We start from the raw sequence: 21,009 nt of genomic DNA on the forward strand, positions 1-21,009 counted from the left end.
GGTTGTCGGAGGCCTGCGGCGCGACGACGTTGACGACACCAGCCAGCTCGTCACGCTCGATCAGAAAGTGCATCGCGGCCACGACGTCGTCGATGTGCACCCAGCTGAAGCGCTGGCGTCCGCGGGTGCGGTGGTGCGACGCGCGACCATCGCCGCTCGGATGCGGCCCGATGCCGCGGTAGCGGCGGTGCTGCAGCCACCAGCCGTCGCGCTGAGATCCGCCGAGGCCGAGGCGGGCGAGCGTCGTCAGCATCCGGGTGGCGGGGCCGTCGCCCAGCACGATCGCCATCCGCATCGCGACACGGCGCGTCTGCGGAAGCTCTCCCGCGAAAAGCTCCTCCTCCCACGCCCGCGCCACGTCGACGGAGAATCCCGTGCCGAGCTCACCGGCATGCTCGGTGTGCGGGGCATCGGTGCGGTGCCGGTAGATCGTGGCGGTGGACGCGTTCAGCCACACGGCCGGAGGCGACGACGCCGCCGCGATCGCCGTCCGCAGGGCGCGCGTCGTCTCGATGCGTGAGCGCAGGATCTCGTCGCGGTTGCGGTCGGTGTAGCGGCAGTTGACCGACTTCCCCGCCAGGTTCACGACGACCTCGGCTCCCTCGACGGCTCTGACGAGTGCGGCGTCGTCGTTCCAGGCCACCCCGGCGGTGCGACCGACGACCGTGACCTCGTCGCCACGAGCGCGCAACGACGCGACGACGGCCCTCCCGATGAAGCCCGACGCCCCGGCTACGACGACGCGCCGCCGTGTCTGCTCGTGCACCGGCATCCCCTTTCTGAACGTGTTCAAAACAAGATACCCTCGGAGGCATGAGCGCGTCCAGTGACACGTCGGTCTATCAGAAGGTGCTCGGTCTGCACTTCGCCGACCTCGACCCACGCCTACGCGTCTACTTCGGACCGATCCCCCCGGGCGCGGTCGGCGCCGGCGAGGGCACCTTCGAGGTCGCCGGGGCGAGGATCGCGCTCCTGCGCCCCGTCTTCGTCGTCCTGGCATGGCGACGCGTGCTGTTTCCCGAGAACGAGCAGGAGGTGCCGTTCTCGGTACGCAACGAGCGCGGGCCCGACGGAACCCTGCGCGCCGTCCGCACCTTCCGGTTTCGCAGACGCGAGCGCGTCATGCTCGACAGCATGCAGGCCGTCGAGGGCGCGATCGTCGACCGGCTCGGGCGACGGGGAGGGTTGGAGGTTCGCCTCACTGCCGCCGTGATCAATGGCGGCCTTCGGCTGCGCTCGGATCGACTCGCCTGGCGGATCGCCGGCCGGCGCATCCCCCTGCCGCCGTTCGCCCAGGTCGTCGTCGATGAACGGATCACCGACGGCCTGCAGCGAGTGGATGCCGTCGTGCGACTGCGCGGAATCGGCACGGCGTTCCGCTACCGCGGCAGCTTCACCTACGAACTCCAGTGAGGAGCGCACCCTCCGCGGCGCTACCTACTTCTTCTTGAGCGACTTCTCCGAGACGGGCGCCTCGCCGGCGGCGGCGAGATCGGCGTAGTAGGCCCGCGCCTCGCGCTGGCGCTCCTGCTCGGCACCGGAGGCGATGGGCGCGCGGACGTGCTCAGGCTCGAAGGCGAACGCGTCGACGAGATCCTGCGCGTGCGGACGCAGCCGCAGCAGCAGGCGGTCGATGTACTTCGAGACGGATGCCGCGCGCTGTGCCGACAGTCGGCCGTTGATGAGGTACCAGGCGAGGTGCTTCTCGATGAGGTGCAGACCGAACAGGTCGCGCAGCCACCCCAGCACCTGCGCCGTGCCGGGATCGGAGATGCCGGCGATGCCGTCGCTGAACGCCTCCCACTGCAGCAGCTCGCCGTGTGCCCGCGCCGCCTCGATCAGCTCGGCCTGATTGGCGTTGAAGATCGCCGCCGCCTCGGCGGGCGACGCCTTGGATGCCGGGCGCAGCCGCCCGGCGATGTCTTCGATCATCTGCCGCACGCGCTCCGCGAGCAGCTCGTGCTGCTGCTCGGCCCGCAGCCCGAGCTCGACCGAGCGCGCGGTGGAGCCGAAGTCGGTGACGGCCTGACCGAGCTGGCGCAGCCCCGCCCCGTGGAACACCTTGCCGGCGGTCTGCTTCGCGGCGAAGGACGCGAGCTTCGCGGCATCCGCGCCCTTGAACTGCTTCGCGAAGTCGTTGAGCAGGCGCTTGCCGACCAGCTGGAGCAGGACGTTGTTGTCGCCCTCGAAGGTGACGTAGACGTCGAGGTCGTGGTGCAGCCCGACGAGACGGTTGTCGGCCATGAAGCCCGAGCCTCCGCAGGCCTCGCGGCATTCCTGGATGGTGTCGAGAGCGTTCCACGTGGACAGCGGCTTCAGCGCGGCGGCGAGGGTCTCGAGGTTCTCGCGCTCGTCGGGGGTGTCGGTGCGTCCGCTGAAGACGCCGTCGAAGGTGCGCAGCAGCTCGTCGTTCGCGAAGAACTGCGCGTACACCTGCGCCAGTCGGGGCAGCAGGCGCCGCTGGTGCTTGCCGTAATCCAGCAGCACCACCTCGTCGCTGCCCGACCCTGAGTCGAACTGGCGACGCTGACCGGCGTAGGTGATCGCGATGTGCAGCGCGAGCGCGGTCGCGGTCGTCGCCGCGCCGTCGAGCGAGACCCGGCCCTGCACGAGCGCGCCGAGCATGGTGAAGAAGCGGCGCCCGGGGCTCGGGATGTCGGAGCTGTAGGTGCCGTCGGCGGCGACGTCGCCGTAGCGGTTCAGGAGGTTGAATCTCGGGACGCGAACGTGGTCGAACGCCAGCCGTCCGTTGTCGATGCCGTTGAGCCCGCCCTTGACGCCGTCGTCCTCGCTCTGCACGCCCGGCAGCATGTTGCCCTCGTCGTCGCGGATGGGGACGAAGAAGCAGTGCACGCCGTAGTTGACGCCCCCGGTGATGAGCTGGGCGAACACGGTCGCGGCCCGTCCGTGCACGGCGGCGTTGCCGAGGTAGTCCTTCCACGCGCCGCGGAACGGCGTGTTGATGACGAACTCCTCGGTCTCCGGGTCGTAGGTGGCGGTCGTGCCGATGGCGGCGACGTCGGAGCCGTGTCCGATCTCGGTCATCGCGAACGCACCCGGCAGCGTCAGTTCGATGACATCGCGCAGCCACGCATCGTGGTGCTTCTCGGTTCCGAGCTGGTAGATCGCGGAGCCGAACAGGCCCCACTGCACACCCGACTTGATCTGCAGCGACGGGTCGGCCAGAACGAGCTCCATGAATCCGGCGAGGTTCGCGCCGTTGTCCTCGAGGCCGCCGTACTTCTTCGGGAACGCGCGCCGCGACCCGTTGTTGTCGACGAGGGTCTGCAGCTGGCCGAACACGCGTTCGCGGTGGTCGGCGACCGAGAGCCCCTCGATCTTCCAGAGCGCCGGGTCCTTGATCATCTCGCGGGCCTCGCGTCGGGTCTGCGCCCACGTTCCCAGCAGCAGATCGGTGACCGTGTCGACGTGGATGCGCGGCTCGTGGGCCTCTGCGGCGGTGTGCGCCGCAGTCGGGGCTCCGCCGGCGGGCGTTCGCGTGTTCGTGGCGGGCTTCTTCGGACGGACGGCGGCGTCGGTCATCGGCGTACCTTTCGACAGCGGACAGAAAGACTCACGCTCGACGCTAAGAGCGCGCCGGGGGCCTCGCAAAACGCTTGCGCGCTGCCCACAAAGCGGCGTGCCCCAGCGGCATCCTCACCTGTATGAGACCCACACCCACGTTTGGTGAGACTGAGTTCCACCGTTCTTCATCGCGTCGGCCCTCCGTCGCCCGCACGGACCGCACCGTCGGGACCCTCGACGAGCGACAGGGGGTCGGCGATGTCCTCGAGCGACTTGCCGGCCGCGCTGATGCCGAACACACCCGCGATCACACCGCCGAACATCATCACCGCGGCGCCCAGCACGTACCCCCAGAACAGCGGTCCGCGATCGGTGCCGTCGCCGACCATCGCGCCGTAGAGCGCGGGGGCGACCGCGCCGACCAGCTGCCCGATCGAGAAGACGTACGAGATCACCTGGCTGCGAAGCTCCAGCGGGAAGATCTCGCTCACCGTGAGGTAGGCCGCGGAGGCACCCGCCGATGCGAAGAAGAACGAGGCGCACCAGAACGCGGTGTGCGTGGCCGCGTTGAGCACGCCCGCGTTGAAGAGGAAGGCGCTCACCAGCAGGATGAGCCCGGCGAGCACGTACGTGCCGAACAGCATCCGGCGCCGCCCCCAGGTGTCGAAGAAGTGGCCGAGCAGCAGTGCGCCCGACAGGTTGCCGACGGCGAAGACGATGAAGTACGTGGATGCCGCGGCGGGAGGCGTGTCGTAGAAGTTCTCGAGCACGAGCGCGTAGGTGAAGAAGATCGCGTTGTAGAGGAACGACTGCGTGACCATCATCGTCACGCCCACCAGCGTGCGACGCGGGTACTTCTGGAAGAGCACCTTCGCGATCGTGAGGAACGGCACCCGGCCGTACTCCTTGACGACGATCGCCTTGGACTCGTCGACGGGAGGCAGATCCTTGCCCTCGCGACGGATGCGCACCTCGATGCCGTCGACCGTGCGCTCCGCGGCATCCTCCTGCCCGTGCGTCATCTGCCAGCGGGGGCTCTCGGGGATGTGGCGACGCAGCCAGATGATCAAGAGGCCCAGGAGCGGTCCGAGGAAGAAGCTGAGCCGCCAGCCGATGTCCTGCGGAAGGATGTCGGTGTTGAGGAAGAACACGTTCGCGACGGCGCCGAGGGCCGCCCCACCCCAATAGGTGCCGTTGATCGCGATGTCGACCCGGCCGCGGTACTTCGACGGGATGATCTCGTCGATCGCCGAGTTGATCGCCGCGTACTCCCCGCCGATGCCGGCTCCCGCGATGAAGCGGAAGACGTAGAAGAACCACGGCGCGAAGGCGAGCCCGGCCATGGCGCTGCCGACGAGGTAGATCGCGAGCGAGAGGATGAACAGCTTCTTGCGCCCGAGCCGGTCGGTCAGCCGGCCGAAGACGAGCGCGCCGGTGACCTGGCCGAGCAGGTAGAACGTGCCCGCAAGGCCGACCTGGAACGAATCCATCCCGAGGGTCTGGGCGTACCCGTTGGCTGCGACGATCTGGACCTCGAGGCCGTCGAGCACCCACGAGAAGCCGAGGCCCACGACGATCATCCAGTGGAAACGGGCCCAGGGCAGCCTGTCCATCCGCGCGGGCACGAGCGAACGCACCTCTTTGACCTGCATCTTCGACGACGCCATCGCCGTTCCTCTCCGGCGCGCGACCTCGCATACGCCGGGCACAGTTCTACTCCTGCGTGCACCGTCGGCGCCTCCGCTTGACGCGGGGCGATCGCGGGGGTAACGCGCGTGAGCGTGGCAGCCGCCCGGCGGGCGCGCGGAGGGCCGCGGCGCCGCAGCGGATGCGGATCACGCGCACAGAATCGGATGCCGTGCGCGGCGGCATCCGATTCTGTTGCGCAGGCCCGAATCCGATGTGGGAACGGGGTCAGGATCCGGGGTCAGCGCCCGGGTGGGATCCGGGGTCAGAGCTCGAGGCCGTGACCGAAGCGGAAGAGGGGGTCGGCGGTGTCGAACGGGACGTCGGGACGTGAGGCCTCGACCGCGGCCATCGAACGAGGGAGATCGAACGGGAGCTTTCCGCGCGCGGGCGCACGGCCCGACAGCACGTCGAACAGGGCCGCGGCACCGGCACCCCAGTTCGCGGTGAGGCTCACGCCGAGCTCGGCGAAGGGCGTGAGGATCGCGGGACGATCGAGGAAGACGTCGACCACGGTGGGCACCACTGCCGCGACCTCGGCGACGTGCGCGACCACCTCGGCAGGGAAGTCGAGCGAACCGGCGTGGAAGAAGTTCTCGAACGCCGATCCTCGCTGTTCGTAGGGCGCCTGAAGCCGCAGCACCGCGACGTCGGCCTCCGCGGGGGTTGCGACGAGCTCGCCATAGGCGGCCGCGACGGCTGCATCCACCCCCTCGACGTAGAGCTTGACGCCGCCGGCGAAGGGCACGGATGCCGTCGCGGACAGCACCGCGATCGAGGCGCGCTGCGCAGCCTCGCCCGCGGCACGGAATGCGGCGGAGCCGACGATCGCGTCGGCCGCCTCGGCATCCACGAACGGGTCGTCGAAGAGCCCCAGGACGAACTTCTCGCGCAGCAGGCGTCGCGCCGACACATCGAGGCGCGCGTCGGACACGACACCGTCGGCCACGAGCTGCACCAGGATCTCGGTGCAGCGCTCACCGCCGAACTGGTCGGCCCCGGCATCCAGGATCTTCGCCATGCGCTCGGCGGGCGTGAGGTGCTCCACCCCCCACGCGCGGGCCGGGAAGGGCGTGCCCATGATGTCGCTGTCGGTGATGAGGCCCCAATCGGTGCAGACGACGCCGTCGAAACCGAAGCGCTGGCGGAGCAGGCCCGTGAGCACGCTCCTGTTGAAGCCGAAGCCGACCTCTTCGTAGGGGGTGCCGATCGGCATGCCGTAGTACGGCATGACCTGGCGCACGCCGGCGTCGAAGGCGGCCGCGAAGGGCGTCAGGTGCAGCTCGAACGCATCACCGGGGTAGACCTGTTCGCGACCGTAGGCGAAGTGGGGGTCCTCGCCGTCCTTCTGCGGCCCGCCGCCGGGAAAGTGCTTCACCATGGTCGACACCGAGCCGGGCCCGAACGTCTCGCCCTGGAACCCGCGGATGTAGGCGGCGCCGAGGCGCGCCGACAGCTCGGCGTCCTCTCCGAACGTCTGCAGCTGGCGCGCCCAACGCGGCTCGGTCGCCAGATCGACCTGCGGGTGCAGGGCGACACGGATGCCGACGGCGGTGTACTCCTGCCGGGCGATGTCGCCGAAGCTGCGTACGAGATCCTCGTCGCGGGTCGCGGCGAGCCCCAGCGCGTCAGGCCACTGCGAGAACGGACCGGCGTGCATCGCCGCACCGGGGTTGTCGGTGAACGAGTGGCGGGGGTCGGTGGACAGCGACACCGGGATGCCGAGCCGGGTCGAGGCTGCGAGCTCCTGCAGCCGGTTGTGCCAGCGTGCGATGTCGCCCGCCGAGGGCGCGGCGCCGAGGAGGTTGAAATGCGTCATGTGACGCTCGCGCACGTACTCCTCGGTCGACGGGAGCCCGAACGCGGGGTCGCCGCCGGAGAGCTCTCCGTCGGGGCCGATCGTGATCATCGTCTGGAAGAACAGGCCCGCCTTCTCCTCCACCGTCATCTCGGCCAGCAGCAGGTCCACACGCTCGTCGACGGAGAGCGTCGCGTCGAGCCAGGGGCGGGCGTCGACGTCGGGGAGGGCCGGGGCGGATGACAGCTCTGTCATGGAGGGGTCCTTTCACGGCGACGCACGGATCCGGTGCGCCTCTGTGCCGACCGTACACGAAACCCGACCGATTGGTAACTCTTTCCGGCGGGCGCCGCAGGCCGGGGTTAGGGTGAGCGGGGAGGCAGGATGACGACGGCAGTGGCGCGAACACGCAATGCTGCGGCGACGCGCGCGCGCATCGTCGAGGCCGCGCGTGAGGTCTTCATCTCTCGCGGGTATCGTGCGGCGTCGCTGCGCGATGTCGCGACCGCGGCGGGCATCAGCCACCCGGGGCTTCTGAAGCACTTCGCGACGAAGGACATGCTCCTCGCCGCCGTCGTCGCCGGGTTCGACCGATCGACCGAGACGGCTCTCGCCGACCACGACGGCGCGCGCGAGGCCGGCGCGCTGCTCTTCTCGTCGGTCGCGGCGAGGAACGCGACGATCGAGGGCTATCTCGCGCTGTATGCGGCGCTCGTCGGCGAGGGCTCCACCCGCGGACACCCCGCCCACGCGGCGATGCGCGAGCGCTACCGTCGACTGCGCGAGGTGTTCGTCGCGCAGCTGTCCGCGGCCCGCACCGTCGGCGCGGTGCATCCCGGCCGCGACGTGCACGGCGAGGCCGTCCGCATCGCAGCGGTCTGGGACGGCCTGCAGCTGCTCCAGCTCTATCTGCCCCGGCGCGTGGATCTCGTGTCGCTGCTCACCGACATGCAGGAGATGCTGGTCGCAGCCCCCGGCGCGCCCGGTCCGGCGCAACGCGACGGGGGTGAGGATGCCGCGGCATCCGCCCGTCCCGCGCCCTGGCCGACGCTCGATCTCTTCGACGAAGAGCCCGAGACGACGGAGGGCTACCGCGTCGGGCGCGAGCGGCGATCTCGGATCGTGCGCGACGCGACGGCGCTGTTCGCCCGGGATGGGTACGCCGACACCAGCCTGCGGGAGATCGCCGAGCGCGTGGGGGTGTCGAAGTCGGCCCTGCTGCACCACTACCCGTCGAAGGATGCGCTGCTGCGCGCCGTGCTGGCCGAGCGCGATCGTGCCATTTCGGTGTCACCGCCGGCGCGCGCCCAGCGCGCTGCCGATGCGCTGCGGGACCTGCCGCGCAACGCTGCGATCAATGCGGCGTCCGCGCCCGGACTCATCGAGGTGTACGCGGTGCTCTCGTGCGAGGCACTGCCGCCCGACCATCCGGCGCACGACTACTTCACGCAGCGCTTCGCCGCCACGATCGACCATTTCACCGCCGTCCTCCGCGCGGCGCAGCAGGACGGCGACCTGCCGGCCCACCGCGATCCCGCCCGTGAGGCGATCCGGCTCGTCGCACTGTGGGACGGCTTGCAGTACCAGTGGCTGTACGACCGCGAGAGCGTGGACGTGGCCGCAGAGCTCGCCGCCCACCTCGACGACATCCTCCCCCGGCGCTGATCGGCCACCGTCGGCCGCGGGTGGCCTGCGGCCTACGGCTCGCATCGGATCCGGTCGGCGCTGCATGGACGGGCACCCCGCTGAGCCCGCAACTCGCGCACGCGCGTCAGTGCGCGGCGATGACCGCGAGGACGCCCTCGCCGTAGGCCTCGCGCTTCTTCGCGCCGATGCCCGTGATGCCGTCGAGCGCCGCGATGGATGCCGGGCGCTGCTCGGCCAGCGCCCGCAGCGTCGCATCGCCGAAGACGATGTACGCGGGCACGCCCTGTTCCTTCGCGACCCCGGCACGCCAGGCGCGAAGGGCTTCGAAGAGGTCGCGGTCACCGTCGGCCACGGCGTCGGACGCCGCGGCCTTGCGGACGCGCGCCGCACCCCCGCCGCGCCCGAGGACGTCGCGGCGCAGCGGCACCGGCGTCTCACCGCGCAGCACCGCCGCGCCTTCGTCGCCGACCGCGAGCACGCCGTACTCGCCGCGCGCGACGATGACGCCGCGAGCGAGCAGTTGTCGGATGACGCTGCGCCAGTCCTGATCGCTGAGGTCCGCTCCCAGCCCGTACGTGGCGAGCGTGTCGTGGCCCTGCTGACGGATGCGCTCGGTCGACGCTCCGCGGAGGATGTCGACCAGATGCCCCGCGCCGAAGGCCTGATTGCGCTCGCGCTGCAGCCGCACGATCGTCGACAGCAGCTTCTGGGCGGGGACCAACCCGTCCCAGGTGTCGGGCCCGTCGAGACAGGTGTCGCAATTGCCGCACGGCTCGGAACTCTGCCCGAAGTACGCGAGAAGGTTCTGCCGGCGGCACGAGACCGTCTCGCAGAGGGCGAGCATCGCGTCGAGGTGTTGACCGAGCCGCATCTTGTACGACCGCTCGCCCGGCGACTGATCGATGAGGCGCCGCTGCTGCACCACGTCGCCGAGGCCGTAGGCCATCCAGGCGATGGCCGGCTCGCCGTCGCGGCCGGCCCGGCCCGTCTCCTGGTAGTAACCCTCCACCGATTTCGGCAGGTCGATGTGGGCGACGAAGCGTACGTCCGGCTTGTCGATGCCCATTCCGAAAGCGATCGTGGCGACCATCACCACGCCGTCTTCGCGGAGGAAGCGCTGCTGGTGGTGAGCACGCACCGCGGCATCCAATCCCGCGTGGTACGGCAGGGCGTCGACCCCTTGCGTGCGCAGATACTCGGCCGTCTGCTCCACCGACTTACGGCTGAGGGCGTAGACGATTCCGGCGGCGCCGACCGGCTGGGCGCGCACGAACTGCAGCAGCTGACGGCGCGGATCGACCTTCGGCTCGATGCGGTACTGGATGTTGGGACGATCGAAGCTCGCGACGAAATGCCGTGCGTCGGGCAGGCGCAGCCGCTCGGTGATCTCCTGATGGGTCGCGCGCGTGGCCGTCGCCGTGAGCGCCATGCGCGGCACCCCGGGGAAGCGCGCGCTCAGATCTCCGAGCGCGAGGTAGTCGGGACGGAAGTCGTGACCCCACTGACTGACGCAGTGCGCCTCGTCGATGGCGATCACACTGAGTGTGCCCCGCTGCAGCAGGGCACTCGTCGCGGGAGCGCTGAGGCGTTCGGGCGCGACGTAGAGCAGGTCGAGCTCGCCGGCGAGGAAGTCGCGCTCGACACCGGCGCGTTCGGACGGGCTCTGGGTGGAGTTCAGGTACGCCGCCCGCACACCGTTGGCGCGCAGGGCGTCGACCTGGTCGTGCATCAGTGCGATGAGCGGACTGATGACCAGCCCCGTGCCGGGACGGACGAGCGCGGGAACCTGATACGTGATCGATTTGCCGCCGCCGGTGGGCATGAGCACCACGGCGTCGCCGCCGGCGACGACGTGCGCCACGATGTCGCCCTGATCGCCGCGGAACTCGTCGTACCCGAAGACCTCCTTCAGGACGGCCTTCGGGTCGGACGCAGACGCGGCTCGCGGCGCGGCCGGGCGGGCGGGTGCGGTGGCGGCCGGGTTGGCGGCCGGTGCCGCGTCCCGTGTCGCGCGAGCGAGCGCACCGGCATACCCGTCGTACTCCGGCGGCGGCGGGGCGTCGGCGTCGTCGGGCGGAGTCAGCTCATCCACATCCCACGGCACGTCCGCGTAGGGGTCGTCGTACCGATCGGTGGCTGCACTCACCCGTCCAGGCTAGCCGCGGCATCCGACACCCACACCCACACCGCCCACACACCCCACCCACACCCCGCCGAGCCGCCACGATCCCGCCGAGCCGCCACGACAGACGGTGGCGGCTCGCGCAGAACATGGCGGTTCGGCGAGCGCCGGGTCCCCGGGGTGCTCGCGGGCGGGCGCGGCGGGTTAGAGCCGCACGACCTCGGTGACGCGGACGACGGCGGCTCCCTCCTCGACGGAGGCGGCGAGATCGACCTCGGCCCGGATGCGCCAGTCGTGGTCGCCGGCCGGATCGTCGATCGTCTGCTCGACGCGCCAGAGACCGGATGCCGCGGCATCCGCCGTGTCGATCGCACACAGCCGCGGTGAGCGCGCGGGGCCGCCGGTGAGGATCTCGTCGTGCTCGTCGTAATAGCGGTCGAGGGCTTGCGGCCAGTCGACGTCGGGATCGAGGGCGACCAGCGCGTCGTCGTCCTGCAGAGCCGCGAGCTGCACCCGCCGGAACAGCTCGTTGCGCACGAGCACCGTGAACGCGCGCTCGTTCGTGAGGATGGAGGGCGGCGCCGGCGGCACGACCGGAGCGCCGTCCTCGGGCAGCACCGCCGCCGGGTCGATGAGCGCCGACCACTCGTCGACGAGACTCGAGTCGACCTGGCGCACGAGTTCGCCGAGCCACTCGATGATGTCGCGCAGCTCGTCGGTTCTCGCATCAGCGGGAACGGTCTGGCGAATCGCACGGTCGGCGTCGGACAGGTAGCGCAGCACCAGCCCTTCACTGCGGGACAGCTGATAGAAGGAGACGTATTCCGCAAACGACATGGCCCGCTCGAACATGTCGCGGACCACCGATTTGGGGCTCAGTTCGAAGTCGCGCACCCAGGGCTGCGACGAGGCGAACACCTCGAAGGACTGCGTCAGCAGGTCGGCGAGCGGTTTCGGGTAGGTGATCTCCTCGAGCAGCGCCATGCGCTCGTCGTACTCGATGCCGTCGCGCTTCATGGCGGCAACCGCCTCGCCCCGGGCGCGGTACTCCTGCTGGGCGAGGATGGCGCGCGGGTCATCGAGGGTCGACTCGATGACGCTCAGCACGTCGAGGGCGTAGTGGCCGGTGCCGACACCACCCTGCGCGGGGGCTCCGCCCGGCAGGACGTCGTCGTCCGGCGACAGCAGCTCGATGGCGGCGAGCGCGAAGGGCGACAACGGCTGGTTGAGCGCGAAGTTCGGCTGCAGGTCGACGGTGAGCGCGATGCGCGGGCCGGATGCCGGGGAGCGGTCGATCTCGACGATCCCGGCATCCACGAGCGTGCGGAAGATCGCGATCGCGCGTCGGGCGAGGGCGAACCGACGCGCGATCGGCTCGTGGTTGTCGAACACGAGCGCGCGAACGTGGCCGAACACGTCTCCCCCGCGACCGATGACGTTGATCAGCATCGCGGCGGTGAGCTTCAGCTGCGGCACGAGCGGCTCGGGAGCGGCGGCGATGAGCCGCTCGTATGATCCCTCGCCCCAGTTGACGACACCGGTGGGGGCCTTCTTGCGGACGATCTTCTTGCGTTTTGCCGGATCGTCTCCGGCCTTGGCGAGCGCGAGCGCGTTCTCGATCTCCCACTCGGGCGCCATGACCACGACGTTGCCGTGGGTGTCGTAGCCGGCACGTCCCGCGCGCCCGGCGACCTGGTGGAACTCGCGCGCGGTGAGCTGGCGCATCTTCGTGCCGTCGTACTTGCTGAGCGCGGTGATCATGACGGTGCGGATGGGCACATTGATGCCGACCCCGAGGGTGTCGGTGCCGCAGATCACCCGCAGCAGCCCGCGCTGGGCGAGCGTCTCGACGAGGCGTCGGTAGCGCGGCAGCATACCCGCGTGGTGCACGCCGATGCCGGCCCTGACGAGGCGCGACAGCGTCTTGCCGAAGCCGGTCGTGAAGCGGAAGCCGCCGATGGCGTCGGCGATCTCGTCGCGCTGGGCGCGGGTGGTGAGGGTGACCGATGCCAGGGCCTGCGCACGCTCGAGGGCCGCTGCCTGTGCGAAGTGCACGATGTAGACCGGCACCTCGCGCTCGTCGACGAGCATCGTCAGCACCTCGTGCACCGGCCGGCGCTCGTAGGAGAAGTGCAGCGGGACCGGGCGCTCGACGCCGGTGACGAGCGCCACCGGACGGGACGTGCGGCGCTCCAGATCGTCGGCGATCGGTGTGACGTCGCCGAGAGTGGCGGACATCAGCAGGAACTGCGCCTGCGGCAGCAGCAGGAGCGGCACCTGCCACGCCCATCCCCGATCGGGATCGCCGTAGTAGTGGAACTCGTCCATGACGACCTGCGCGATCTCCGCATCCGCGCCGTGGCGGAGGGCGATGTTGGCGAGGATCTCCGCGGTGCAGCAGACGATCGCGGCATCCGGATTCACCGACGAGTCGCCGGTGACCATGCCGACGTTCTCGGCGCCGAACACCTCGACCAGCGCGAAGAACTTCTCGCTGACCAGCGCCTTGATCGGGGCCGTGTAATACGAGCGGCCGCCCGCGGCCAGGCAGGCCGCGTGCGCGGCGATCGCGACGAGCGACTTGCCGGTGCCGGTCGGCGTCGACAGGATCACGTTGGCGCCCGACACCAGCTCGATGACGGCTTCGTCCTGTGCGGGATAGAGCGCCAGCCCGCGCCCGGCGGCCCAATCGACGAAGCCCTGATAGGCGGCATCCGCCGACGCTCCGACGGGCACGAGATCGGTCAGTGCCGCGGGCGAGGTCATTACCCGAGTCTGCCAGGCGCCGCGGTGCCACCGTCGCACGGTGCCGCCGCGGTGGGCTCAGGGGCGCGCGGCCTTGGCGGCGAGCACGTGTCGTGCGGCGTCGTCCACACGCTGTGCGAATGCGGGATCGGTCTGCGCCTTGGCGAGCACCGCGTCGTACATGGCCGCGAAGACGCTGGGGTCCGTCGATGCGAGCACGACGTCGACCCCGGCGCTCACGGCGAGCACCGCGCGATCGGCCGGGCTCCACGCCTGCACCGCCTGTGCCGCGGAGAGGTCGTCGGTGACGATCATCGCGTCGGGCCCCACGAGCGACCGGGCGAGGCCCACCACCGTCGGTGAGAACACCGCCGGTGCAGAGGGGTCGATGTTCTGGTAGATCGCGCTGGAAACCATCACGGCGGCGGGCCCGCCCTGAAGCAGACCGCGGTAGACGGCGATGTCGGGGCCGTCCGCCGTGACGGTCGTGTCGACCACGTTCGCGGTGGTGTCGGTGTTGGCGGTGACGTGGCCGAGCCCCGGAAAGTGCTTGAACACCGGCATGACACCCGAGGCCCGCATCCCGTCGGCGAACGCGCCGGCCTTGGCGACCACGGTCGCCTCGTCGTAGCCGTACTGGCGTCCGAGGGCGCCGATGGGTGGGTTGTCGAAGCGGGTCGCTTGGCTCGTGACGATGTCGGCGACGGGCGCGAGGTTCAGCGTGACGCCGGCGGCGGCGAGCTGCCGGCCCCACGTCGTGGCCGACGCGCGCAGCTGGTCGTCGGGCAGATCCGCCTGCCGGATCGCATACGGCATGTCGTCGAACCCCGGCCCCGTCAGCACCTGGACCTCGCCTCCCTCCTGGTCGGTGGAGACCCAGAGCGGGATGCCGTCGGCATCCGCGCTCGTGAACGAGCCCACGAGCGCCGCGACCGCCGCCGACCCCGCCTGCGAGCGCCCGTGCAGGAAGATGCCGCCCGCGTGCCGGTCGGCCACGGCCGACATCGTCGCGGGCGTCGCCGCGTCGATCTGCGTGCCGACGATGAAGAGCTGTCCGACGCGCTGGCGCAGGTCGAGTCCGGCGAGCGGGTCGGCGGTGGGCGTCGGCGTGGGTGTCGGTGCCGTCGTCGGCGCCGGCGTCGACGGGGACGCCGACGGTGACGGCGACGGGCCGTAGGCACCGCACGCGGCCAGGCCGAGGGCGATCGCGGCGGCCGCCGAGACGGCGCTCAACGCGCGCAGCAGGCGTCTCGGACGGCGGCGGGAGAGAGATGTCACCCCGCCATCCTTCCGGTTCGCGCGGCGCGGCGACAGGCCTGGTGCCCGGGCGCAGAACCGGCCTACGGTGGGAAGACACCTGCACACGAAAGGGACGTCATGAGCGACGACATCCGTATCGCCCGCAACGACGACGCCGACCGCTACGAGATCCTCGTCGACGGACGGGTCGCCGGTTTCACCGAGTACGAAGCGGATGCCGAGGGCCGGCACGTCTTCCCGCACACGGAGATCGACCCCGCCTACGGCGGACGCGGACTCGGCACGAAGCTCGTCGCGGCGGCGATGGAGGGCGAGTCCGCGCGCGGGGTTCCCGTGGTGCCCGTGTGCCCGTTCGTCGTGAGCTACCTGCAGAAGAACGAGGTGCCCGGCCTCGCCGTGGCCTGGCGCGAGGGCGACGTCGAGGCGGCGAGCGCCGCACCGACCGCCGAGCCGACGCCGGGTGACGAAGGGGTGGGGTCGTCCCGAGGATGACCAGGCTCGACGACGCGGCCCCCGACCTGGCCGGACCGGCCGCCTGCGACGGTCCCCGCTCGCTGCTGCTGGAGGCCCGCGAGGTCCCGCTCGGCGGCGTGCGGGCGATGGAGGTGCACCGCAGTCTGCCCCAGCGCGCACTGCCGATGGTCGGCGCCTGGTGCTTCCTCGACAGGTTCGGGCCGCAGACCGCGCGCATGCGGGTGGAGCCGCACCCCCACATCGGCCTGCAGACCGTGACCTGGCCGCTCGTGGGCGAGGTGCGCCACCGCGACACGCTCGGCAACGACGTGGTGGTCAGGCGCGGCGTCCTCAACCTCATGACCAGCGGCGCCGGCATCGCACACTCCGAGTACTCCCTGGGCGAAGACGCCGTGCCACTGGATGCGCTGCAGCTGTGGGTCGCCCTCCCGGAGTCCCGCCGACACGGCGCGGCCGGGTTCGAGCGGCACGAGAACCTGCCGATCGTCACCCTCGACGACGGGGAGCACGGCGCCGGGGCCACGGCGACGGTCGTGGTCGGGGTCTTCGCCGGCGTGCCGTCGCCCGCGACGATGCACACGCCGATCGTCGGCGCCGAGATCCGCGTGCCGGCGGGGGCGCGGGTGCGCCTTCCGCTCGATCCGGCCTGGGAGTACGCCCTCGTCGGTGTCGCCGGGGGGCCCGAGGTGCACACCGCGGAGGATGCCGCGACCGCCCTCCCGGACCAGGGGCTGCTGTACCTCGGCATCCATCGCGACGGGGTCGAGGTGACGGCGCAAGAGGACACGACGCTGTTCCTGATCGGCGGCGAGCCGTTCGAGTCGGACATCGTCATGTGGTGGAACTTCGTGGGGCGCTCGCACGATGAGATCGTGGCCGCGCGCGAGGCCTGGGAGAGCGAGGCCGACGGCACCGAGCGTGCCGACGCGCGGTTCGGGCACGTCATCGGACACGACCGTGAGCGGGTGCCGGCGCCTCCGCTTCCGGCGGTGCGACTGACTCCTCGACGCCGCACGGTCTGAGGGTTTTTCCCGGCCCGGGCTCCGCGAGCGCGCAGCTACGCTGGAGGCGTGGCCCGAAACACCGTCCTGTCGACGCGCGTCCTGCTGGTGTGCGCGGCAATCGGCGTGGCCACCGGCATCCTGGGCGGCATCGCCGGGCTCGTGACGCCGATCGTCCTCTCCGTGCCCGGTCTGGCCATCGTCTACGGCCTCGTGCTGGGCGCGCACGTGCTTCCCGGCATCATCGCGCAGGAGGTGCTGCGCCTGCCGCTGGTGGCCGTGCTGACACATGTCCTGGCAGCGCTGGTCGCCAGCGCATTCGCGCCGATCTGGAGCGCGCGTTTCCTCGGCACGGCACTGCTGTTCGGTGCGATTCAGGAGGGTGTGGCCGCGCTCACCCGCTACCGCGCGTGGGGTGCGTGGCGGTTCTTCATCTCCGCGGTGGTGATCGGTGTGCTCGTGGCGGTCGTGGTCTTCTTCGCCGCGCACCTGAGCGCCTACCCGCTCTGGGCCCAGATCGCCTATCTCGCCCTGTCGGTGTGCGGACCGGTGGCCTGGACGGCGATCGGACTCGGCCTCGGCGCGTCGCTGCGGCGGGCGGGCGTCGCGCGGCAGATCGTTCGGCGCTGATACGGGGTTCCGGATAGGAGCTAGGTCGAAGAAGTTAGGTTCGGCTAACCTGAGGGGAGACCCCCGACCGACCCTGGGACGAACCGTGACCACTGCTGAGCCTGGAGCGGATGCCGCGGTGCCCGATACCCGCGCGTCCGGTGCTCTGCTGAGCGTGCGCGATCTCGGCATCCGTCACGACGGCGCGGATGCCGAGGCTCCCGCCGGCGCCTCGTTCGTCGTCAACCGCGGCGAAGTGGTGCTGCTTCTCGGTCCGAGCGGGGCCGGGAAGTCGACGCTGGCACTCGCGCTCAACGGGCTCATCCCCCACGCGGTGCCGGCGACGGTGCGCGGACGGGTGGAGGTCGACGGTCTCGACACCGCCGAGACCCCGGTGTCGGTGCTGAGCACGCGAGTGGGCATGGTGTTCCAGGATCCCGACGCGCAGCTGGTGACGGGAACCCTCCTCGACGAAGTGGCCTTCGGCCCCGAGAACCTGCGTCTTCCCGTGGCGGACGTGCTGGAGCGCGCGGAGGAAGCCCTGCGCCGGGTCGATCTGTGGGACCGGCGGCACGAGAACCCCGACCGTCTGAGCGGAGGCGGCCGCCAGCGCCTCGCGATCGCGTGCGCGCTCGCGATGGGCTCACCGCTTCTGGTGCTCGACGAGCCGACGGCGAACCTCGACCCGCAGGGCGTCGAAGAGGTCTACGCGACGCTCGGCGCGCTGGTCGCCGCCGGTGATCGCGCGATCGTGCTCGTGGAGCACAACCTCGACGCCGTCGTCGGCATCGTCGACCGGGTCGTCGTGCTCGACCGCACCGGGCGCACCGTGGCCGACGGCACGGTCGACGAGGTGCTGCGCGCCCGCGCCGCCGAGCTGCATGAGATGGGGGTCTGGCTGCCCGTCTCGACCCTCGCCGCACTGCGTCTGCGCGCCGCGGGATGGACGCTCGATCCTCTGCCGCTCGACCCGACCGAGCTGCGCACCGCCCTCGACGCGGCGGACGCACCGGCCGGCTCGCCCGCGGCATCCGTCCCTTCCGCAGCCGATGCGGCGCCGGTCGCCTCCGCAGAGCCGTTGATACGTGTCCGCGGGCTGCGCACTCTGCGGGGTCGTCGCGAGATCCTGCACGGCATCGACCTGGATGTGGCGGCGGGCGAGTTCGTCGCCATCGTCGGCGCGAACGGCGCGGGAAAGACCACGCTGCTGCAGTCGCTCGCGGGAGTCGTCCCGGTGCCGCGGGGGCAGGTGGTGCTCGACGGCATCGACGTCGCGCGCAGCGATCCGCGCGAGCTGTCGCGGCGAATCGGCTTCGTGTTCCAGAATCCGGAGCACCAGTTCATCGCGCACACGGTGTTCGACGAACTGGCGCACGGCCTGCGGCGGCAGCGGCTCGCCGAGAACGAGGTGCGCGAGCGGGCCTTCGATGTGCTGCGCCGGTTCGACCTCGACGGCAAGGCCGACGTGCACCCCTTCCTGCTCTCCGGCGGGCAGAAGCGGCGCCTGTCGGTGGGCACCGCTCTCGTCGCCGGTGCGCCCGTGCTCGCCCTCGACGAACCCACGTTCGGTCAGGATCGGGCGCGGGCCGACGAGCTCATGGATCTGCTGGAGGGCCTGAGCGCCGACGGCACCACGATCCTCGTCGTCACCCACGACATGCAGCTGGTCACCGAGCACGCGCATCGCACGGTCGTCGTCTCCGAGGGGCGCGTGATCGCGGATGCCGCGACCGCCGCGATCTTCGCAGACGACGATCTGGTGCGCGCGGCGGGTCTCCGTCAGCCGCCGCTGCGACGCGCGTTCGCGGGGATGACGCGGCATCCTTCTCTTGCCGACGTCACCCGCCTCACCGATCTGCCGGTGGGGGTGACGGCCCCGTGAGCGCCGCCGTCACCGATCCGTGGGCGCGCACCGACAGCGAGAGCGTTCGCGCGCTGGAGGGCATCAACCCCCTGGCGAAGCTCGCGGCGCCCCTGCCCGCGATGATCCTGCTGGTGTTCGTGCGCGACCTCGCCAGCCCGCTCGCGTTCATCGCCGTCGCCTATGTCGTCGTGCTCCTCGGCGCGCGGCTGACCGCCCGGGTGGCCCTGCTGCTGTTCGTCGCGCTGCCCGCCGCGGCCCTCGTCATCGGAGCGTCGATGAGCCTGTGGACCGATCCCGCCCGCGTCGGCGGCGCCGTTCTCGCGCACGTCGGCTCGTGGACGTTGACCAGTGGAGCCCTGGCGGTCGGGTTCGCGACAGGACTGCGCCTGGCCGCGATCGTCGCGCTCGCGCTGATCGCGGGGCTGACGACCACCGGCCCCGACCTCGTCCGGGCGAGCGTGCAGCAGCTGCGCGTGCCGTACCGGGTCGGCTACACCGCACTGGCCGCCTTCCGCTTCGTGCCGCGGTTCGGGCACGAGCTCGACGTGATCCGCCAGGCCCACCGGGTGCGCGGGTCGCACGGCGGCCGCGGACCGTTCGCCGCGATCGCGCGCTGGTGGGGCTATCTCGTGCCGCTTCTCGCGGGCGCGATCCGCCACGCCGAGCGCGTCGCGCTGTCGATGGATGCCCGCGCCTTCGGCGCCCACCCCGACCGCACCGAGCGTCACCTCGTCCCGTGGCGCCGGCGCGACACCGTCTTCGTGGTCGTCTTCTGGCTGGTGAGCGGCGCCATCCTGATCGCCCTCTTCCCCTGGACCCTCTGACGCCGCACTGCGCATCCCTGTCCACACACACGAAAGGGGCTCCCTTGGCCCGCTCGTCCCGCCTCACGAAGCCGTCGGCACAGCCGCTCCTGCGCCTCGAGGTCGTCCGCACCGAACGCCTCGCGCCGCACTGGATGCGCATCACCCTCGGCGGCGGCGACATCGCCCGCTTCTCGCCGATGGGCTACGACCAGTGGTTCCGCCTGTTCCTTCCCCACCGCAGCGACAGCGCGGGCACGGGGCTCGAGCGGATCCCGGCGAAGGCGAACAGCATTCTGGGCTACCTGAGCTACCTGCGCATCCCGGAGGGCATCCGTCCGGTCATGCGCAACTACTCGGTGCGGGCCTATCGCGCCTCGGGTCCGAGCGGCGGTGCGGAACTGGACGTCGACTTCGTCCTGCACGGGTCGGGTCCGACGGCAGGCCCCGCCTCGCGCTGGGCGGAGACGGCGGCGATGGGCGAGTCGGTCGTGATCATCGACGAAGGCATCGGCTTCACGCCCGAGCGCGGTGTCGACCGGGTGCTCCTCATCGGCGACGAGACGGCGGGGCCGGCCCTCGCCGGCATCTGCGCATCGCTTCCCGCCGCGGCGACGGGGACGGTCGTCGTGGAAGCGCCGTCCGCGGATGACGTTCTGACGTTCGAGGCGCCCGTGGGGGTCGACGTGACGTGGCTGGTGCGGGATGCCGCGGCATCCCCCGGCACCCCGGCGCTCGAGGCCCTGCGCGCGCTGGGCGCCCCCACGGCCGATACCCACGTGTTCGTCGCCGGCGAGCAGTCCCTCCCGGTGGCGGCACGGCGTCACCTCGTCGGCCTCGGGCATCCGAAGGATCGCATCAGCTTCGTCGGGTACTGGCGGCGGGGCACGGCCACCGCGACAGCGCACGCATCGACGGAGGTGCACTGATGGGCAGGGCGTCGACCGCGTACCTGCTGACGTGCGCCGCGATCGGCGTGGCCGGGGGCGTCGTGCTCGCGGCAGGGTGGTGGCTCTCGCTCGCCCTGTTCGCGACAGTGCCGTTCGCAACGGTGGCGATCGCCGGCCTGTGGGTGATTCCGCCGGTCGTGGCACTGCGCCTGCTGCAGCGTCCGTTCGCCGGCCTGCTGGTGGGGCTCATCTCGGGGCTCGTTCTCGCCCCGTTCTATACGATCTCGGCCGTCGCGACGACGCTGTTCTGGGCCTTCTTCCCCGAACTCGCGTTCATGGTGACGCTGTACCGACGGTGGGCGACGTGGCTGCACTACGCCGGAGCCGCTCTCATCGGCGTGGCGTATCCGATCCTCGCGGCGCAGTCGTTCGACCTCTGGTCGATGGCCACGCCCGTGCTCGTGGGATTCATCGCGCTGTGCGCGGCATCCTGCGTCGGCGGGACGGCGCTGGCCATTCTGATCGCCGACCGGCTGCGCGCCGCGGGAGTCGCACGCCTGGCCCGCCACCGCGCGGCGGTCTGAA

General features: G+C 71.2%; 16 protein-coding genes. 9 read left to right on the top strand and 7 right to left on the bottom strand.

Translation table 11 applies throughout. From position 1 onward, the window contains the following. The coding region (locus I5I_RS10300) for an NAD-dependent epimerase/dehydratase family protein (RefSeq protein ID WP_036319119.1) at window positions 1–772 on the bottom strand (772 nt) is incomplete at its 3' end. A gap of 41 nt (window positions 773–813) precedes the next feature. Here I5I_RS10300 and I5I_RS10305 point away from each other — a divergent pair. Then, window positions 814–1,413 (top strand): DUF4166 domain-containing protein, encoded by a 600-nt coding sequence (locus I5I_RS10305; RefSeq protein ID WP_036319121.1) that lies wholly within the window; start codon window positions 814–816, stop codon window positions 1,411–1,413. A gap of 24 nt (window positions 1,414–1,437) precedes the next feature. On the opposite strand, the gene I5I_RS10310 is transcribed toward I5I_RS10305, so the two are convergent. The 3 genes from I5I_RS10310 to I5I_RS10320 form a co-directional block, all read right to left on the bottom strand. Further along, on the bottom strand, window positions 1,438–3,543 hold the full coding sequence (locus tag I5I_RS10310) for an acyl-CoA dehydrogenase family protein (protein WP_036319123.1): 2,106 nt from the start codon (window positions 3,541–3,543) through the stop codon (window positions 1,438–1,440). Between the two features lie 167 nt (window positions 3,544–3,710). Continuing rightward, window positions 3,711–5,192: an MFS transporter gene (locus I5I_RS10315; protein ID WP_036319125.1), complete on the bottom strand. Its 1,482-nt coding sequence runs from the start codon at window positions 5,190–5,192 to the stop codon at window positions 3,711–3,713. A 284-nt stretch (window positions 5,193–5,476) separates the two neighbouring features. Continuing rightward, complete coding sequence (locus tag I5I_RS10320; RefSeq protein WP_036319128.1) at window positions 5,477–7,264, bottom strand: glycoside hydrolase family 3 protein; 1,788 nt, start codon at window positions 7,262–7,264, stop codon at window positions 5,477–5,479. Window positions 7,265–7,393: 129 nt separating this feature from the next. On the opposite strand from I5I_RS10320, the gene I5I_RS10325 reads away from it, so the two are divergent. Next, window positions 7,394–8,674, top strand: coding sequence for a TetR/AcrR family transcriptional regulator (locus I5I_RS10325; RefSeq protein ID WP_036319131.1), 1,281 nt, complete (start codon window positions 7,394–7,396; stop codon window positions 8,672–8,674). 106 nt (window positions 8,675–8,780) lie between these two features. On the opposite strand, the gene recQ is transcribed toward I5I_RS10325, so the two are convergent. From recQ to I5I_RS10340, 3 genes are all read right to left on the bottom strand, one after another. Beyond that, a complete protein-coding gene (gene recQ, locus I5I_RS10330) occupies window positions 8,781–10,802 on the bottom strand; it encodes a DNA helicase RecQ (protein ID WP_036319135.1) in 2,022 nt (673 codons plus the stop codon). A 180-nt stretch (window positions 10,803–10,982) separates the two neighbouring features. Further along, window positions 10,983–13,544, bottom strand: coding sequence for a DEAD/DEAH box helicase (locus tag I5I_RS10335; RefSeq protein WP_036319138.1), 2,562 nt, complete (start codon window positions 13,542–13,544; stop codon window positions 10,983–10,985). A gap of 57 nt (window positions 13,545–13,601) precedes the next feature. Beyond that, complete coding sequence (locus I5I_RS10340) at window positions 13,602–14,801, bottom strand: glycoside hydrolase family 3 N-terminal domain-containing protein (protein ID WP_083867997.1); 1,200 nt, start codon at window positions 14,799–14,801, stop codon at window positions 13,602–13,604. Window positions 14,802–14,900: 99 nt separating this feature from the next. Between I5I_RS10340 and I5I_RS10345 the strand changes: the two genes are divergently transcribed. The 7 genes from I5I_RS10345 to I5I_RS10375 all read left to right on the top strand — a co-directional run bounded on the left by I5I_RS10345 (window position 14,901) and on the right by I5I_RS10375 (window position 21,008). Next, window positions 14,901–15,275 (top strand): GNAT family N-acetyltransferase, encoded by a 375-nt coding sequence (locus I5I_RS10345; RefSeq protein WP_036319142.1) that lies wholly within the window; start codon window positions 14,901–14,903, stop codon window positions 15,273–15,275. After that, window positions 15,272–16,279 (top strand): pirin family protein, encoded by a 1,008-nt coding sequence (locus I5I_RS10350; protein WP_036319145.1) that lies wholly within the window; start codon window positions 15,272–15,274, stop codon window positions 16,277–16,279. Before I5I_RS10345 ends, I5I_RS10350 begins: the two co-directional genes overlap by 4 nt. A gap of 48 nt (window positions 16,280–16,327) precedes the next feature. After that, a complete protein-coding gene (locus I5I_RS10355; protein ID WP_036319148.1) occupies window positions 16,328–16,888 on the top strand; it encodes an ECF transporter S component in 561 nt (186 codons plus the stop codon). An 85-nt stretch (window positions 16,889–16,973) separates the two neighbouring features. After that, complete coding sequence (locus I5I_RS10360) at window positions 16,974–18,749, top strand: ABC transporter ATP-binding protein (RefSeq protein WP_036319151.1); 1,776 nt, start codon at window positions 16,974–16,976, stop codon at window positions 18,747–18,749. Beyond that, a complete protein-coding gene (locus I5I_RS10365) occupies window positions 18,746–19,555 on the top strand; it encodes an energy-coupling factor transporter transmembrane component T family protein (RefSeq protein WP_036319153.1) in 810 nt (269 codons plus the stop codon). Before I5I_RS10360 ends, I5I_RS10365 begins: the two co-directional genes overlap by 4 nt. Before the next feature lie 44 nt (window positions 19,556–19,599). After that, window positions 19,600–20,463 (top strand): siderophore-interacting protein, encoded by an 864-nt coding sequence (locus I5I_RS10370; RefSeq protein WP_036319156.1) that lies wholly within the window; start codon window positions 19,600–19,602, stop codon window positions 20,461–20,463. Beyond that, a complete protein-coding gene (locus I5I_RS10375) occupies window positions 20,463–21,008 on the top strand; it encodes an ECF transporter S component (protein ID WP_036319159.1) in 546 nt (181 codons plus the stop codon). Before I5I_RS10370 ends, I5I_RS10375 begins: the two co-directional genes overlap by 1 nt. The last annotated feature ends 1 nt before the right edge of the window (window position 21,009 follow it).

Origin of the sequence: Microbacterium sp. B24 (assembly GCF_000333415.1) — a bacterium.
In the GTDB taxonomy this organism is placed as follows: domain Bacteria; phylum Actinomycetota; class Actinomycetes; order Actinomycetales; family Microbacteriaceae; genus Microbacterium.

Excerpts from the sequence above, each read along its gene's own strand:
- I5I_RS10305 (WP_036319121.1), top strand. The coding sequence starts at position 814 with ATGAGCGCGTCCAGTGACACGTCGGTCTATCAGAAGGTGCTCGGTCTG.
- I5I_RS10310 (WP_036319123.1), bottom strand. The coding sequence starts at position 3,543 with ATGACCGACGCCGCCGTCCGTCCGAAGAAGCCCGCCACGAACACGCGA.
- I5I_RS10315 (WP_036319125.1), bottom strand. The coding sequence starts at position 5,192 with ATGGCGTCGTCGAAGATGCAGGTCAAAGAGGTGCGTTCGCTCGTGCCC.
- I5I_RS10320 (WP_036319128.1), bottom strand. The coding sequence starts at position 7,264 with ATGACAGAGCTGTCATCCGCCCCGGCCCTCCCCGACGTCGACGCCCGC.
- I5I_RS10325 (WP_036319131.1), top strand. The coding sequence starts at position 7,394 with ATGACGACGGCAGTGGCGCGAACACGCAATGCTGCGGCGACGCGCGCG.
- I5I_RS10335 (WP_036319138.1), bottom strand. The coding sequence starts at position 13,544 with ATGACCTCGCCCGCGGCACTGACCGATCTCGTGCCCGTCGGAGCGTCG.
- I5I_RS10345 (WP_036319142.1), top strand. The coding sequence starts at position 14,901 with ATGAGCGACGACATCCGTATCGCCCGCAACGACGACGCCGACCGCTAC.
- I5I_RS10350 (WP_036319145.1), top strand. The coding sequence starts at position 15,272 with ATGACCAGGCTCGACGACGCGGCCCCCGACCTGGCCGGACCGGCCGCC.
- I5I_RS10375 (WP_036319159.1), top strand. The coding sequence starts at position 20,463 with ATGGGCAGGGCGTCGACCGCGTACCTGCTGACGTGCGCCGCGATCGGC.